General features: G+C 64.5%; 15 protein-coding genes and 1 riboswitch. Of the genes, 3 read left to right on the top strand and 12 right to left on the bottom strand.

Annotation, left to right across the window (positions count from 1 at the left end; all coding sequences use genetic code 11):
• The first annotated feature begins 71 nt into the window (after positions 1-71).
• Positions 72-869 carry an exodeoxyribonuclease III gene (gene xth / locus QJT78_RS36485; protein WP_014495040.1) on the top strand — a complete coding sequence of 266 codons (798 nt, stop codon included), beginning with the start codon at positions 72-74 and terminating at the stop codon, positions 867-869.
• A gap of 80 nt (positions 870-949) precedes the next feature.
• Here the strand turns inward: xth and QJT78_RS36480 are convergent, their stop codons facing one another.
• The 4 genes from QJT78_RS36480 to QJT78_RS36465 form a co-directional block, all read right to left on the bottom strand.
• A complete protein-coding gene (locus tag QJT78_RS36480) occupies positions 950-1,780 on the bottom strand; it encodes a tetratricopeptide repeat protein (protein WP_038953111.1) in 831 nt (276 codons plus the stop codon).
• A complete protein-coding gene (gene ilvD / locus QJT78_RS36475) occupies positions 1,767-3,491 on the bottom strand; it encodes a dihydroxy-acid dehydratase (protein ID WP_038976266.1) in 1,725 nt (574 codons plus the stop codon). Before ilvD ends, QJT78_RS36480 begins: the two co-directional genes overlap by 14 nt.
• 412 nt (positions 3,492-3,903) lie before the next feature.
• Positions 3,904-4,362 (bottom strand): GNAT family N-acetyltransferase, encoded by a 459-nt coding sequence (locus tag QJT78_RS36470; RefSeq protein WP_038944488.1) that lies wholly within the window; start codon positions 4,360-4,362, stop codon positions 3,904-3,906.
• Between the two features lie 234 nt (positions 4,363-4,596).
• A complete protein-coding gene (locus QJT78_RS36465; RefSeq protein WP_038944487.1) occupies positions 4,597-5,007 on the bottom strand; it encodes a MerR family transcriptional regulator in 411 nt (136 codons plus the stop codon).
• A gap of 85 nt (positions 5,008-5,092) precedes the next feature.
• Between QJT78_RS36465 and QJT78_RS36460 the strand changes: the two genes are divergently transcribed.
• On the top strand, positions 5,093-5,533 hold the full coding sequence (locus QJT78_RS36460; protein ID WP_155258016.1) for a hypothetical protein: 441 nt from the start codon (positions 5,093-5,095) through the stop codon (positions 5,531-5,533).
• 184 nt (positions 5,534-5,717) lie between these two features.
• Here the strand turns inward: QJT78_RS36460 and QJT78_RS36455 are convergent, their stop codons facing one another.
• The 8 genes from QJT78_RS36455 to QJT78_RS36420 form a co-directional block, all read right to left on the bottom strand.
• Positions 5,718-6,299, bottom strand: a complete 582-nt coding sequence (locus QJT78_RS36455; protein ID WP_028152450.1) for a hypothetical protein — start codon at positions 6,297-6,299, stop codon at positions 5,718-5,720.
• A 60-nt stretch (positions 6,300-6,359) separates the two neighbouring features.
• Positions 6,360-7,367, bottom strand: coding sequence for a hypothetical protein (locus tag QJT78_RS36450; protein ID WP_028152449.1), 1,008 nt, complete (start codon positions 7,365-7,367; stop codon positions 6,360-6,362).
• A gap of 13 nt (positions 7,368-7,380) precedes the next feature.
• Positions 7,381-9,498: a TonB-dependent receptor gene (locus QJT78_RS36445; protein ID WP_028152448.1), complete on the bottom strand. Its 2,118-nt coding sequence runs from the start codon at positions 9,496-9,498 to the stop codon at positions 7,381-7,383.
• Positions 9,499-9,611: 113 nt separating this feature from the next.
• A riboswitch (cobalamin riboswitch) is annotated at positions 9,612-9,826 on the bottom strand.
• Between the two features lie 75 nt (positions 9,827-9,901).
• On the bottom strand, positions 9,902-10,123 hold the full coding sequence (locus QJT78_RS36440; RefSeq protein WP_028149581.1) for a hypothetical protein: 222 nt from the start codon (positions 10,121-10,123) through the stop codon (positions 9,902-9,904).
• Between the two features lie 128 nt (positions 10,124-10,251).
• Positions 10,252-10,509, bottom strand: a complete 258-nt coding sequence (locus QJT78_RS36435) for a hypothetical protein (RefSeq protein ID WP_028149582.1) — start codon at positions 10,507-10,509, stop codon at positions 10,252-10,254.
• Between the two features lie 102 nt (positions 10,510-10,611).
• On the bottom strand, positions 10,612-10,824 hold the full coding sequence (locus QJT78_RS36430; RefSeq protein WP_014495029.1) for a hypothetical protein: 213 nt from the start codon (positions 10,822-10,824) through the stop codon (positions 10,612-10,614).
• A gap of 151 nt (positions 10,825-10,975) precedes the next feature.
• A complete protein-coding gene (locus tag QJT78_RS36425) occupies positions 10,976-11,152 on the bottom strand; it encodes a hypothetical protein (protein ID WP_014495028.1) in 177 nt (58 codons plus the stop codon).
• A gap of 126 nt (positions 11,153-11,278) precedes the next feature.
• A complete protein-coding gene (locus QJT78_RS36420; protein ID WP_028149583.1) occupies positions 11,279-13,015 on the bottom strand; it encodes an adenylate/guanylate cyclase domain-containing protein in 1,737 nt (578 codons plus the stop codon).
• A gap of 326 nt (positions 13,016-13,341) precedes the next feature.
• Between QJT78_RS36420 and QJT78_RS36415 the strand changes: the two genes are divergently transcribed.
• Positions 13,342-15,525 carry a lytic transglycosylase domain-containing protein gene (locus QJT78_RS36415; protein ID WP_281460451.1) on the top strand — a complete coding sequence of 728 codons (2,184 nt, stop codon included), beginning with the start codon at positions 13,342-13,344 and terminating at the stop codon, positions 15,523-15,525.
• Positions 15,526-15,628: the final 103 nt, after the last annotated feature.

Raw genomic sequence — 15,628 nt, 5'->3', positions numbered from 1 at the left:
GATTTTGCGGCGTCCTTGACGGGCGCGTTTGCAGTTTGTTCTAACCATGGCCCCTGCCCGGAGCCCCACCAATGCCCATCAGAGTTGCTACCTGGAACGTGAACTCGGTCCGGCAGCGGATCGACCTGCTGTTGACCTGGCTGAAGGAGTGCCAGCCGGACATCGTCTGCCTGCAGGAGATCAAATGCGTCGACGAGGCCTTCCCGCGGCTGGAGATCGAGGCGCTCGGCTACAACGTGGTCACCCACGGTCAGAAGACCTTCAACGGCGTCGCTTTGCTCTCGAAGCTCCGATTCGACGAGACCAAGTCGGGCCTCGCCGGCGACGACGAGGATGCCCATGCCCGCTTCCTCGAGGGCGTGGTCACGCTCAAGCACGGGGTGCTGCGCATCGCCTGCCTTTATCTGCCCAATGGCAATCCGGTCGGGACCGAGAAATATCCCTACAAGCTCAAATGGATGTCGCGGCTTCTTGAGTATTCGAGGGAGCGCCTCAAGGCCGAGGAGCCGCTGATCCTCGCAGGCGACTTCAACGTCATCCCGCATGCCCGCGACGTCCATAATCCCGCCGCCTGGACCGAGGACGCCCTGTTCAAGGCCGAGACGCGGGAGAGCTTTCAGTCCCTGCTGGGCCTCGGCCTCACCGACGCCCTGCGCGCGGTCACCGACGAGCCCGGGCTCTACACCTTCTGGGACTACCAGGCCGGCGCCTGGCAGAAGAACCATGGCTTGAGGATCGACCATCTGCTGCTGTCGCCACAGGCCAGCGACCGGCTCGCCAATGTCGGCATCGACAGCTATGTGCGGGCCTGGGAGAAGCCGTCGGACCACGTGCCGGTATGGGCGGATCTGGATCTGGAGGCGGCTTGAGCCGATGCCTGGAGGATGGCGCCGGCGGACTGCGCTTTGCGCAGCCGCGGGCTAACCTTACCCGGCGGGGGTAGTACCTACTACCGGCGGCCCTGAACGCCCTGCACCCACTGTTCCAGCATTTGCAGGCACATGGCGCGGTCGTCGTCGGAGGCCTTGGCGAAAGCGCGATTGTAGCTTTCCTTGATCCAGGTTTCCTCGATACCGGCGCTGTCACGCGCCAGCGTCAGCCACATCAGGCCGCGCGCGGCCTGCCGCGGCAGGCGGTCGCCATTGAACAGCATCTGGCCGAGCAGCGCCTGCGCCTCGTGCTGGCCCTTCTGGGCGGCAAGGCCGAGCCAGCGCGCGCCATAGCGGAAATCCTCGCGCGAAGCGTCCGGGGTCTTCAGATACAGCCGGGCGAGATCGTACTGCGCATCCGCATTGCCGAAATAGGAGGCCGCATAGGAGAACATCTCCCGCGCCCGGTCCGGATCCGACTTGATCTTCGAGTTCGGGATACCGCTCAGATAGTAGCGACCGAGCGCGACGAAGGCGTTGGCCACGACCTGCGCCTGCGGCGCCGACGGGCTGTCCTCGGCATGCGCATTGGCGATGCGGCTGAAATATTCGAAGGCGCGCACATCGTCCTGGGCGACGCCGTCGCCATTGGCATACATGCGGCCGAGCTTGAACTGAGCGCCGGGATGACCGCCTTCGGCGGCATATTGCAGGGCGCTGAGCGAGGTTTCCTGGGGCGTGGTCGCCGGTGCCGCCACCTTGCTGCGCACGGCACCCGCGGCGCCCGGCAAGGCGGTTACGACCGGGAGGGCCGCATCCTCGCTGGCCGAGCCGTCAAAGGCGAGCGCCGGCGCGGCCAGCGCTCCGGCCCCCAACACAAACGCAACTATGGCACGCCTAGATATCCGCATAGCACTGTTTCTCGTGCGCGCCGCCCGGATGGGTTACTGCCCCACCGACCGCTGGTCCAACCTGCTGAGCATACTTCCAGAGCGCACCGGACGTGTGGTTAGTCGCGCGAGCGCTCCATTTGGTTTTGCGCTGGGCGAGCTCTTGGTCGCTCAATTTTACGTTAAGGGTACCTGCGACCGCATCGATCTCGATGATGTCGCCATCCTCGAGCAGCCCGATCGGGCCGCCGATGGCGGCTTCCGGCCCGACATGGCCGATGCAGAAGCCGCGGGTGGCGCCGGAGAAGCGGCCGTCGGTGATGAGCGCGATCTTGCCGCCCATGCCCTGGCCGGTCAGCGCAGCGGTGGTCTGGAGCATTTCCCGCATGCCGGGACCGCCCTTGGGGCCCTCGTAGCGGATCACGATGACTTCGCCTTCCCTGTAGGTGCGGTTCTGGACGGCCTCGAAGGCGTCCTCCTCCCGGTCGAAGCATCGCGCCGGACCGGTGAACCTCAGGTTAGACATTCCCGCGACTTTCACGATCGCACCTTCTGGCGCCAGATTGCCCTTCAGACCAACCACACCACCGGTGACGGTGATCGGCTTGTCTGCCGGGTGCACCACATCCTGGTGCGGATTCCACTTAACGCTTTTGAGGTTTTCGGCGATCGTTCGACCGGTGACCGTAATGCAGTCGCCGTGGAGAAATCCGTTGTCGAGCAGCGTCTTCATCAGAAGCGGTATGCCACCTACTTCAAACATGTCTTTGGCGACATAACGGCCACCCGGCTTCAAATCCGCGACATATGGTGTCTTTTTGAAGATTTCGGCGACGTCGAACAGGTCGAACTTGATGCCGCACTCATGCGCGATTGCCGGCAGGTGCAGCGCAGCATTGGTCGAGCCGCCGGACGCCGCGACCACGGCGGCGGCGTTCTCCAGCGCCTTCCGTGTGACGATGTCGCGCGGCCGGAGGTTGGAGGCGATCAGGTCCATGACCTTCTCGCCCGCGGTCATGCAGAAAGCGTCGCGGATTTCATAGGGTGCCGGGGCGCCGGCCGAGTACGGCAGCGCCAGGCCGATCGCCTCGGAGACGGTCGCCATGGTGTTGGCGGTGAACTGCGCGCCGCAGGCGCCCGCCGAGGGGCACGCCACGCGCTCGATCTCGTCGAGGTCCTCGTCCGACATGGCGCCGACCGAGTGCTTGCCGACCGCCTCGAACATGTCCTGCACGGTGACCTGCTGTCCGCGGAAATTGCCGGGCAGGATCGAGCCGCCGTAGATGAAGATCGAGGGTACGTTGAGACGGACCATCGCCATCATCATGCCCGGCAGCGACTTGTCGCAACCGGCAAGGCCCACGAGCGCATCATAGGCGTGGCCGCGCACGGTCAGCTCGACGGAATCGGCGATGCACTCGCGCGACGGCAGCGACGAGCGCATGCCGTCATGGCCCATGGCGATGCCGTCCGTGACGGTGATGGTGCAGAATTCACGGGGGGTGCCGCCTGCCGACGCGACGCCCTTCTTCACCGCCTGGGCCTGGCGCATCAGGGAGATGTTGCAGGGGGCGGCCTCGTTCCAGCAGGAGGCGACGCCGACGAAGGGCTGGTGGATCTGCTCGGTGGTCAGACCCATGGCGTAGAAGTAGGACCGGTGCGGCGCGCGCGTCGGGCCTTCCGTCACGTGACGGCTCGGCAGCCTCTGCTTGATGTCGGTCTTTGCGTCCATCGCAAACCAGTTTCCCCGGCCAACCCTTTAAGACCCGAAAAATCAGAGCCAAGATTTGAATCGACCTTGGGATTTTCCGTCCTTCGAAGACCGCCGATGCCCTTCAAACTTTAGAGCGATTTTATTCATGTTCGGGTGTGGCTAAAAAGCGGCGCTGATGCGAACGGACGGAGATAAGGGTTTAATCCAAGATGAGTGTTGCAGGGACAGCACAATCGTTACCGGGAAGACACGGGTTGGCTTACCGCGATACCCTCGTGATTATGACAATCCACAACTTGAGATTTCAAATCTGTCCCGTCGCGCCCAAGCGCGGGTCGCAGGAACGGAGTGTGCCTCACCTGAGTCGCGGCGGCCCGCAGCACCAACCCCGTCATCCTGAGGCGGGAGTGATGAACGCGAAGCGCCCAGTTCAATCCGTCAGGTCGAGCCGCATGAACTGGTTGTGCGGGCTTGCCTCATAGTCGGCGAACGGCGCGCAGGTGACAAAACCGGCGCTGCGGTAGAGCGAGATGGCGGGCGCGTGCAGGGCTACCGTGCCGGTCTCCAGGCTGAGGTGCACGTAACCCCGCCTGCGGGCCTCAGCGATGATATGGCTCAGCAGTGCGCGCCCTACCCCGGTGCCCCGTGCAGCGGGAGCGGCACGCATCGACTTCACCTCGCCATGCGTATGATCCAGCTCCTTCAGCGCACCGAACCCGAGCAGGACATCGTCCTGCCAAGCCGTCCAGAAGGTTACGGTGGCAGCCGAAAGGCCGGTGGCATCGAGAGCGAAGGCGCGCTCGGCCATGACGCTGCGCAGCTCCTCAAGATGATGTGCCAACAAGTCGGCGACATAGGGCGCCGTCGGATCGTCGCGTCGGATCTCCACCTCATCCCCCTGCAGTCGTACGCGTGCCACCGTTTAAGCACAGGAGGCACGCCCGCGGCATAGCCATGATCGGTGCTATTCCCAAGTCAGCGCACCACCATTCTGGTATTCGATGACGCGAGTCTCGAAGAAGTTCTTCTCCTTCTTCATATCCATTGCCTCGGACATCCACGGGAACGGGTTCTCGACCTCGGCGAAAGCGAATGCGAGTCCGGTTCAATCCTGGAGCGCTCTTCAGCTTGGCGCGCTGTGTGACCCACGGCCCGACTGCAAGATCACACAGTCCGGCGCGACGCTGCCGCTGCATGTCGCCTCGCAGCCGCTCACCAGCGACGCCACCGTCGCTTCCAGCACACGCAGCTCCGCAATTTTCGTCCTGATCGCACCGAGGTGCTTCTCCGCAAAGGTCCTCGTTTCAATGCACGGCCCGCATCGCTGCACCGACGCGAGGAGTTCACGCGTCTCGTCGATCGAGAAATCGAGATTGCGACAGTGCCTGATGAGGCGGATCGCACCGAGAGCCTGTTCGCCATAGACGCGCTGGCCGCCTTGCCGTGCCGGCCGCATCAACAGGCCGACGCTCTCATAATAGCGGATGGTGGGGACCGAGACGCCGGCCGCTTTGGCGAGGACGCCAATTCGCATGGAAGCTCTCACTTATCGCTTGAACCTCAAGTGGCTTGAGGGCGTAGCGATCGGGTCCGCGACGCACAAGCATGAGGAGAATCACATGAGCGTTATTGGACCGTCCTGCAATCTTCCGTCCGAGACCTCGCCGGGATGCGGCTGCGCGGCGAAGGCAGAGCCAAGCGGCGGCAAGGCCGCAGGCACGGCGGTTGCGACTGCGGTCGCCGCTGCGGCCTGCACGGCGTGCTGTGTGCTGCCCTTCACATTGCCCGCTGTCGTGCTCGCCAGCGCCGGAAGCCTGATCGCCGCGCTCGATCACGCGCACGGCCTGATGACGAAGTTGTCGATCGCAATCGTGCTCTGCGCATGGGGCTGGATCGTGTGGCAATCGCGGACATCAGGCCTGAAAATCCGATCGTCGTTGCTGGCCGCGATGTGCGTGGCAACCGTCCTGACCGCGACGGCCGCGCTGTGGCCGGTGATGGAGCCCGCCGTCTTTCACGCGCTCGGGGTCGCCAAGAAGCCGAAACCGCCGGCGGGCTGATGGATGCGCTGACGATCTTCGGACTGCTGTCGGTCAGCGCGATGCTGCTGTTCTACGCGCTTGAGCCGCGCGGGCCTCACTTCTCGTAGCCCGGATGGAGCGCAGCGCAATCCGGGAAAGCTGCGCATGCCGGGCGGGCGGCCCCGGATTTCGCTTCGCTCCATCCGGGCTACCAGTCAGCCACTCAGGCCGACATTGCGCCCTTGCGCCCGAACGGATCGACCAGGCGGACGATCTCGCAGGCGGCGACGAGGCCGGCGAGCCAGACGGCGCTGGTCAGCCCGATGCGCGTCACGATGGCCGCAGTGAACGCGCCCTCTCCGCCAAGGAACGGCGTCGCGGCGAGCAGCGCGAGTTCATAGGCGGCGTAGGCGGCGACGAGCGCGATGGCCAACATCAGCGGCGTGCGGCCCTGCGGCAGCAGGCGGAGAACGGTCGATGCCGCTGCCGTCGACAGTAGCGCGGCCGCACCGATGACAAAGCCCCAGGCGATGGTGCTGCCATCGATGGGATAATGCAGCACGCCGAAGCCGATGGTCTGGTTTACGAGCCAGGCGCCGGTGACGACGAGCAGCGCCGGACGCATCGGCAGCATCGCGGCGGCGACGACGGCGAACGCCGCAAACGGCGTCGCGCAGGCAAGCGCGAAGCTCGCGAGCGCGCATGACACAGTCAGCAACGCGAAGCAGAACATCGGCGCAAGGCGCGAGGTGACCGGATGAAGGCGGAAACGGTCGGCGTGGGGCGGCAGGATGGTGACAGTCATGGAACGATCTCCTTGTGGGATTTGTAGCACATTTTGCTGGAACGCGGCATCACGTCTGACTCAGTGAAGAGCCTCCATGGGATCTTCGGTCTCGGCTGGATCGCGCCGGTCGACGGCAAGCCAGGCGGCGACTGTCGCGGCGTGCGGTTCGATGGCCGCCAATTGGCGCAAGGCCACGCGAACGGTGGCGCGCGCCGTGCGATCGGATGGAAGCATCACCGTCTCAGGTCCCCGCTCCTTCGCGACCGCGTCGATCACGGCCCTCTTGCACGCGGTTAGCTCCGGCAGCCCATAGAGTTCGAGCAGCGCCTGGAAGGCTGCGTGATGATCCGGCCGGAAAGCGCGCTTGCCGCCAAATTGATCGCGCAGCGGATGGGCCGGATAGAGATGCGCGCAGGGGATCCACCCCTCAGGCAGCGGCTCGGTGGCGGCATGGGTGCGGCCATGCGCGAGCAGCTTTGGCAGGACGTGGGTGTGCGGGCCGTCAGGGCTTCGCCCGCCCGGCGGCGGGATCGGCTGGAATACCTCGGCGCGCCCGATGCGGCTGATGAAGACGCGGTGCGGATTGGCGGCCAGAATGATTCGCATGGCATCGCTTTCGGGCGAGAACACGGATTGGCCCGTGCGGCTCCTGAGTGCGGCGACGGCATCGGCATCGCTGACGCGGATGTAGGCGTCGATCTGCAACGTCCCGAGGCCAAGGTCGAAGAGGATGCCGCTGCGATCCCTTGTCAGGAGCGCCTCGATATCCGGACCGAGCTCGGTCAGCACGGTACGACCACTCATGGCGCTGGCTTCATGAGGAAGACACAGCGCGATGCGGTGGCTCCAGCTCTCCGTGGTCGGCGATTCCGATGCGATCAGGCGCAGATCCGGGTGGGAGACAACGCGTATCCCACCCTTCTGCGTCACGACGCTGATCCCGTTGCGCGACTGCTCCATATCGAAGGCCTCATTGGGCTCGCGCGTGAACTCGGCAATGGCACCGAACGTGCCGACGCTCCAGCCGGCCTCAGCGTCGGCAAGCCGGCTTGCGATCAGGTCCATGAGCGGATCGGCCGTTGTCATGAGGCTTCTCTCACTATCTGACGTCGTAATTCGCCAGGCGAATGCCGCCATTGACGCCCAGTCCCGGCTGCAGAAAGCCGGTCGGATTTTGATAGTGCACATTGGCGAGATTATCGACCCGGCCAAACACCTTCACCTGGTCGGTGACCAGATATTCGGCCGCCACGTTGACGACGGTGTAGGCCGGAGCCAGCAGACGCGGAATGCTGAAGTCACGGTTGCCATCGACGAAACTCCCGACGTGCAACACTGTTGCGGACAATGTGAGCGGGTCGATCGGATTCCAGATGACATTTGCGCTCCACTTCTCCTTCGGACGCCTCAGCAGCTCCAGTCCCGTCGTCGCATCCACCGCGCGGGTAAAAGTGTAGTCGGCACGAACGCGAAGCCGGTCGGTGATCGCCGCCGCGACGAAGCTCTCCGTACCCTCCGTGATCGCCTTGCCGATATTGGTGTTGGTGCTCGTGAATGTCACGGGATCGAACGTGCTCTGGATCAGGTCCGTGATGTTGTTGCGGAAGTAGGTCGACCCGAAGCGAACGCGATCGCAAAACAAGGGTTGCTCGAAGCCGGCGTCGTATCCGACGCTTTCCTCGGGCCTGAGGTTGGGATTTGCAAAGAAGAAGAACGCGGGAAAGCTGACGTAAAGCTGGTTGAGCGTCGGCGCCTTGAACCCCGTGCCGTAGCTTCCCTTGAACTTCGTATCCGTGACCGGCACGATCACGGCAGACGCCAGACGAAAGGTCGGATGGTCTCCAAACCGTTCGTTGTCGTCCTGCCGGACGTTGGCCGTGAAGAAGACGCGATCCCGGAACTGGGACTGCAGCTCCATATATCCGGCCTTGTTGACGTTCTGCGCCGAGACCGTCGCCGTTTGCAGTGTTTCGATCTCATGCTCCGCGCCAATGATGACATTGTTGTTGGGCGCGAGCTGGGTCGTGGTGTGCCAATCATACCTGACGCGATCGCCGGTCGTGATCGTGGCCATCGCGTTGCCGGGCGAGATGTTGTAGTTCCAGTGATTGGTGTAGTTGACGCCGAAATAGCTCTTCATCCGGTCGTCGAGAGCGGACCAGACCGCCTCCCCGCGCGTGAAGAGCTGGTGCACCGTCTGCGTGCTTTGCGCGGCCGCGGGAAAGCTCGCGAATGTGACGGGATCGAAGGTGTCTCCGGTAAAGCGCAGGGTGGCGTCAGTGTACCGCGCCACCCCATTGAGCGTCAGGTTTTCGCTCAATTCGGCGCCAAGCTTCGTGGAATAGGTCATATTGTCGTAGTAGTTGCCGATCGCCTTCTGACCCGGCGGCAGCAATTCGAGCGGCGTCACCGGCACGTCGTTCGCGTGGAAATGCGCAACGTTGAAGGCATAGTTGAAGTGGTCCTGTGAACCGCTCAGACCTGCCGTCTGGTTGAACGTTCCGAACGAGCCTCCCTCGATCGAGCCGGTCGCGCGGGCGGGACCGTCGCCCTTCTTCGTCACGATGGAGATCACGCCACCCAGCGCATCTGCGCCGTAGAGACCGCTCTGCGGACCACGCAGGACTTCGATCTGCTGAATGTCGGAGGTGAGCAGCTGGCCGAAATCGAACGAGCGGTTCGGGTTGCTAGGATCGCTGACGTCGATGCCGTCGATCAAAACCTTGGTGTGATTAGAGTTCGTTCCGCGTGTGAAGATCGATGTCTGTCCGCCGGGACCGCCGGTCTGCACGAGGTTGAGGCCTGGAACGGCGCTCACTGCATCGGATGCGGTCCGGCGCTGATCACGCTCCATGTCTCTGGCGGTCAGAACCGTCACCGAGCTCGCAACCAGATTGGTCGGAGTGACAACGCCCGTCGGACTGACGACGACCGTCGGAAACAGGTTGGCCGCGGATACCCCGGCAACCGGGGGCGACGCCGGCGCCAGCTCGGGCTTCGGCAATCGAGCGACGCGCCGCCGCTCGGGCTGGTCGGGCACAGGCCGCGCGACTTGCGGCTTGGCCGGACGCTCGGTCGGCGCGACCTCGACCGGCGGCAGCAGATCGGGCGATGCCGACTGCTGGGCCTGGGCAATGGACGGATCGAGCGAATACAGGGAAACGAACGCGACAACGCCGGCGCGGAAGCGCCTGGCGGCAAAGACAATACGGGACACTCTTGTAACCTCGGTATGACGTCAGTGGCACGTCACAGCGAACGAGGTTTCACGGCGGAGCGTTCGATTGCTCCGGTGAAGCTAATGTCTGTACTCCCCGACCGACATTTTCGCGTGTGACCACGGCTGACGGCAGGTCTCCTGGCTCGCGGGTCGTTACCTTCCGTCGCCTTCCCAGGACCGAGATTCCCAGTGGCATATGACGAAAGATTCACCGCTTACAGTTGCGGGGGCAGCCATGGCGTTGAGAATATCCCGGTATCGGGAAAACCTCGCACCACGTTCCCTTTTGATCTCCGTGAGGAGAACCGTCACCGACCAATCTAGGGGGCGGGCAAGCGGAGAGTCAATCGGCCGGTTGCATGACGGGCAAAGCACCGCACCGGAGATTGAGCCGGCGCAATCAGGCCGGCTCCCGCTCGGCACGCGTCCTGATCACTGCCCGCTCGCCGGCATCGACGAGCTGGCCGATGCCGGTGCGGCCCGTGAGCGCGCAGCGGATGATGTTCTCGGCAACGGACCTGCGAAAGCAATGGTCCTCGCCGACCGGGCGATTGCGGCAGACCCGATCCAGCGCCAGCTTCATGTTGATCCGGGTGCGGGTGTCGAAATGCTCGCTGATCATTCGTAGGGCCTCGATGCGTTGATGTCGGAGCGGAAACGCGTGGGCCTAGGCCGGGTTCCAAAGACAGGCCGCGCAAGGCCTTGCGCAGAGCTGACTACACCCGCCCTCTTGGTCCTGTGACGGGCGGGTTACGCCCGCCCTCTCGGCCGCTGCGCCTGAGCCCAGGCCGCGGTGACGTCGCGCAGCGGGGCGTCGCTGCGCCGGATCGGGGTCAGCTCACCAGAGGCCGAGATGATGGCGGTCTCCTCGCGGCGACAGCGCGGGCATACGAAGCGGACCTCGTGCGGCGACGAAGACCAGCTCGAACGTTTGACGTTGGCCGCCATCGGCCATGCATCGCAATGCGAGCACGACACCAGGAACCGACCGGGATCGAGCATACCCATTCCATAGGACTCCGCGTCCTGCCTGCCCTTTCAATGACGAACCCATGTGAATCGTTCCGGTGCCCGAGCACCATCAGCCCCAGCTCCAGGCAGCGCCGCCGCTCAGTGCGCGCCCTTGAGGGTGCATGACGTGGTGCAGGTGACGGTGTTGCCGTGGTCGCACGCCTTGCAGGCGGCAACGCACTGGTTCATGTCGCGGGGATTGTAGGAGCTGTAGTTGCGCATGGCACAGACCGGGGTCGAGCCGGTGATGTCCTGCTCCTGATTGCAGGCGGCCGTCATGAGCGCGAAAATCAGGACTGCAACAAGGCGCATGGGATTGCCCGGGTAAGGAGCGGCAAAGCGACGTGGCGAGGTACGCTGCACAGCAACGGACCTCGGCATTCCCACCGCGAGCAATCATGGATCGTGACGCTCGCATCCCGAAGGATGCGCGCCAAACATTAAGAACGGCTTGCAATCGGCGTCAGGCCGCAGCCTTGGTCGCGATCACCTTCCGCATATCAACCGCCAGCTGACGGTACTGCTCCGAGAGTTTCAGATAGAACTCGCGCTTGGTGCTGTCGGTCGCGAGCTTGGCGATCAGCTCGCATTCGGCGGTGAGCGTCTCGAACCGTTCCAGCCTGTCCTGAAGTTCTGTCATCGGCGTGTCCCCATCAAACGCCTCAAGGGACGACTAACCTAAGCCCGCGAATTAGGTCACTGCGAACATCGTTATCGAGTAGAAGCGTTTTTTCCGGCAAGGGCGCTGCCGGCCCGGCAAGGACCGCTATTTCTGCTCCAGCCGCCATGCGCCGTCCCAATTGGCGTCCGGCGGATTGGCCTCGAACTGCGCGATGCGGCCGAGCAGCGTGCGCGAGGGACCGTCGCCGGGCACGGCTTCGAGCGCCGTGTTGAAGGCGGCGCGAGCCTCGTCGAAACGCCGGGCGCGATAGGCGGCAAGGCCTTCTGCATAGTGCGTGCGCAGGCTCTGCTGCGGGACGCTGAGTCCGTGCGCCTTGCTCATCACCTCGAAAATGGCTTGTGGCGCACTCTGCCCGGCCACCGCGAGACGATCGATCTCGCGCAGCTCGCAGCTCGAGCCGATCGCGTCCGCACTGGCTTGCGAGATCAGGATGCGGGTGCCGTAGATCTTGTTGACGCCCTCCAACCGTGAAGCCAGGTTCACAGCGTCGCCCATCACGGTGAAGCTCATCATCAGCTCGGAGCCGATGCTGCCGGTCAGGACTTCGCCGGTGGCGATGCCGATCCGCAGGTCGCACGCCGCCGGCATGGCGCGGATGCCGAGCAGGTCCGGCAACTGCTTCTGGAGCACGGGCACCTGATCGGCCATGTCGATGGCGGCGAAGCAGGCGAGCAGCGCCGGCTCGTCCTCCTCGATGAAGGGAGGCCCCCAATAGGCCATGATGGCATCGCCGATGTATTTGTCGATGACGCCGCGATGGTTCCTGATGGGGCCGGACATCACCGTGAAATAGTGGTTCATCACCTTGACGAGGCCGCGCGGGGTCATGCCCTCGCTCATCGAGGTGAAACCGCTCATGTCGCAGAACATGATGGTCATCACCCGGCGCTGGCCGTCGATGGCGACCTCCGGCCGGTCGATCAGCCCCTGCACCACCTTGGGATCGATGTAGCGGCCAAAGGTCTCGCGGATCCGCTCGTTATGGCGCAACTGCTCGGTCATGCGGTTGAAGGCGGCCGCAAGCTCGCCGATCTCGTCCTGGGTCGAGACCGTGATGGGCCTGTCGAAGCGACCGGCCTCGACCTCGCGGGTACCGGCGAGCAGCAGGCGCACCGGCCGCGTGATGCCGCTCGAGACCAGCAACGCAAAGGCAAATCCGACCACCGCTGCGAGGATGGTGACGATGCCGGAGATGATGATCGCCTTCCGCTGGTGACCGACCACGGTCGACGTCGAGGCATAGACCTGCTTGAGCATGTCGGCACGAATGCCGTCGATCCTCTGGTTGAACTGGTCGCGCAGCGCGTCGAGATGCTCCAGCGTGCCGCGCGCCTCCGGCATCTGCTTGGCATCGATCTGCTTGAGGAGCTTGGCGTGCGCCTCGTTCATGCCCTGGCGCAGCTCTGTGACGGCGGTCTCGATTCGGGTGTCGATCCGCGCCAGCGCGGCATTGTCCGAGGGCGTCCTGGTATCGTCGATGATCGCGTTGATGTGGCTGCGCGCGTCAGAGGTCTCCGCCTCGATCTTGCGGTCGGCCTCCTCGAACTCTTTCAGCCGTGCAGCGTACGCCTCCTCGTCCGGGGCTTCCTGCATCTTCATCATGACCATACGCCGCAGCGCCACCGACCGCTCCAGCGAGCGGATATTGGCGCGCGCCAGATCGCCATAGGCCGGGATGTAGCGGTTGGTCAGCTCGTCCAGGAGGACGCCGACCTGGCTCGACATCACCATCGAAAGAATCGAGGTGACCAGCATCAGGACGATCAATCCGAGGGCGATCCCGACGATCTTGCGCCTGATCGACTGGTTGAAAAGTGGCATGAGCGGTGGGGGTAAGAGCTGAAAGGACCGGTTGGGAACTCAATACACCGGTTTTGGCAGCGGGAACACGCGCAATCTGGCCCTTGCGACGCCCCTGACCGCGCGCAACCGTCGCGCGAGCCCCATTCGTTAACAGAGGTTAAAGACGCTACCCTTTCCGCCATTTCGGAAGTTCCCGAGTTCCCATCGGTATTTTGCCGCATTGTTGAAGGAGCGTGAGGACTGCGAAACGATGTCGTGGCATCGTTTTGGGTGTCGTCTTTGATTCTCAAGCCGCATGTCGTCGCGGACCTTGGTTTGTAGTGGTTTCGCAGGGGGACCATCGAATGAACCAGTGCCTACGCTCGCTCGCGTGTGTCATTGCCGTGGCCGCTTTGGCCTTGATCCCAACCGAGCTGGCAGCGAAGAGTAGTCACAAATCGTCGGCGTCGAAGAAGACGCATGAGGCGAAGGCCGGCAAGCAGCGCCATGCTGTGGTCAAGTCGCGCCACGGCAAGCATGCCGACGCCAAGCGCAAGTCGAAGAAGGACGACGAGCCCTCGGACAAGCCGGCGCCGCCGCCGCTCACCGGCGACCTCGGCGCGCTGAAGGACGCCATCGACCTCGCACGCAAGGGCAAGACCGACGACGCCAGCGCGGCGCGCGACCGCATTGCCGACCCGGCCGGACAGAAGCTCGCCGACTGGTTCATGCTGCGCCATTCCGAGAGCACGGCACCTTTCAGGCGCTACGCCGCCTTCCTCGCCGCCAACGCGGACTGGCCGAGCAGCGCCCTGCTCCGCCGCCGCGCCGAAGAGCGGCTGTGGCAGGAGAAGAGCGACGCAGCGACCGTGCACAAATTCACGATGGACCGGCCGACCAGCGCCAAGGGCAAGTTCGCGCTCGCCCGCGTGCTCCTGAGTGAAGGCGACAATGACAGGGCTACGCGCCTGGTGCGCGAGGCCTGGCGCACGGACGAACTGTCCGAGCGTAGCGAGGAGGATTCCTACGAGGCGTTCCGCGATCTCCTGACCGCTGACGATCATCGCGCCCGCATGGACAAGCGCCTCGGCGCCAAGGACTACGCCGCTGCAAGGCGCGCGGCCAAGCGGCTTGGCGAAGATGCGCTCGCGATCGTCAAGGCCTGCTCGGCGGTCACCGGCAAGGCCAACAAGGCCAAGGATTATCTCGAGGACGTCTCGACCGAAGCACGCCGCGATCTGGGCTACGTCCTCTGCCGCGCGCAGTGGCATCTCCAGAACGACCGCATCGACGACGCCGCCGAGGTGATCCTGGCCGCCGCCCCCGACATGATGGCGGCCCAGGACACCGATGCCTGGTGGCGCGAGCGCCGCCTGCTCGCGCGAAAGCTGCTCGACCAGGGCAAGTTCAAGACCGCCTACGACGTGGTGCGCGCGGCGGCGGTGCCCGCGATGGAAGTCTATCGCGTCGACTACCACTTCATGTGCGGCTGGATCGCGCTGCGCTATCTCGATGATCCCAAGGCGGCCATGGTGCACTTCGCCGCGATCGACGAAGGCTCGGCCAATCCGATCGCGCTGTCGCGTGCGCATTACTGGCGCGGCCGCGCGGCCGAGGCGATGGGGGCGACGACGGATGCGCGCATGAGCTATCAGGCCGCCGCGCGCTATCCGACCGCGTATTACGGCCAGCTCGCACGTGCCAGGCTCGGCCTCGACGGGATCGAGCTGCGCCCGCCCTCGCCCGTGCTGGCCGCGGCCGACACACAGCCCGCGGACGAGCGCGTCCGCGCTGCCGAGATGCTCTACGGCATCGGCGAGCGCGACATGGTGTTCTATTACGCCGAGGATTTTGCCAAGGAGAGCACCGACGTCGCAGCGCTGGAGGCGCTCGGCGAGCTCGCCGGCCGGCGCAACGATGCGCGCGTGATGCTGCAGGTCGGCAAGTCGGCGCTGGCCCGCGGGCTAGCGCTGGACCATTACGCCTTCCCAACCATCGGCATTCCCGAGCACAAGCAAGTCGCGCCCGCGATCGAGACCAGCGTGATCTATTCGGTGGCGCGCACCGAAAGCTCATTCGACCAGCGCGACAAGTCACCCGCCAACGCGGTCGGCCTCATGCAGGTGACGCCGGAGGCGGGCCGCGATACCGCAAAGCGCTTTGGCCTGACCTATGACTGGGACAGGATGGTGTCCGATCCCGTCTACAACACGCAGATGGGAGCGGCCGAGCTCAGCGCGCTGCTGTCGGAATATCGCGGCGACCAGATCATGACCTTCGCGGGTTACAATGCCGGCCGCGGCCGGGTGCGCGAATGGATACAGGCGCGCGGCGACCCGCGCGACCCCAAGGTCGATCCGGTCGACTGGGTCGAGCGCATCCCGCTGTCGGAGACACGCAACTACGTCCAGCGTGTGATTGAGAACGTGCTGGTCTACCGCGCCCGGTTCGAGGGCAGCGGCACAGCCACGGCGAAGGCCGAGCAACGCGTCACGACGCACGAAGTCAGCGCGGCACCCACGGCAGCGGCCGCAGCCGCCGCGCCCTAGTACCCACTTTTCTTGGAACGTGAGTCGTGATTCAAGGTCGGGATGATACCCGAAGCAAGAGAAGTCCACCTTTCGAGGAAAGATCGCAAGGTGCTTGAGGCGT

This window comes from Bradyrhizobium sp. Mp27, assembly GCF_029953005.1.
Lineage (GTDB): Bacteria > Pseudomonadota > Alphaproteobacteria > Rhizobiales > Xanthobacteraceae > Bradyrhizobium > Bradyrhizobium barranii.
The sequence above is the reverse complement of the archived record's forward strand: the minus strand, read 5'-3'. Positions and strand labels throughout refer to the sequence as shown.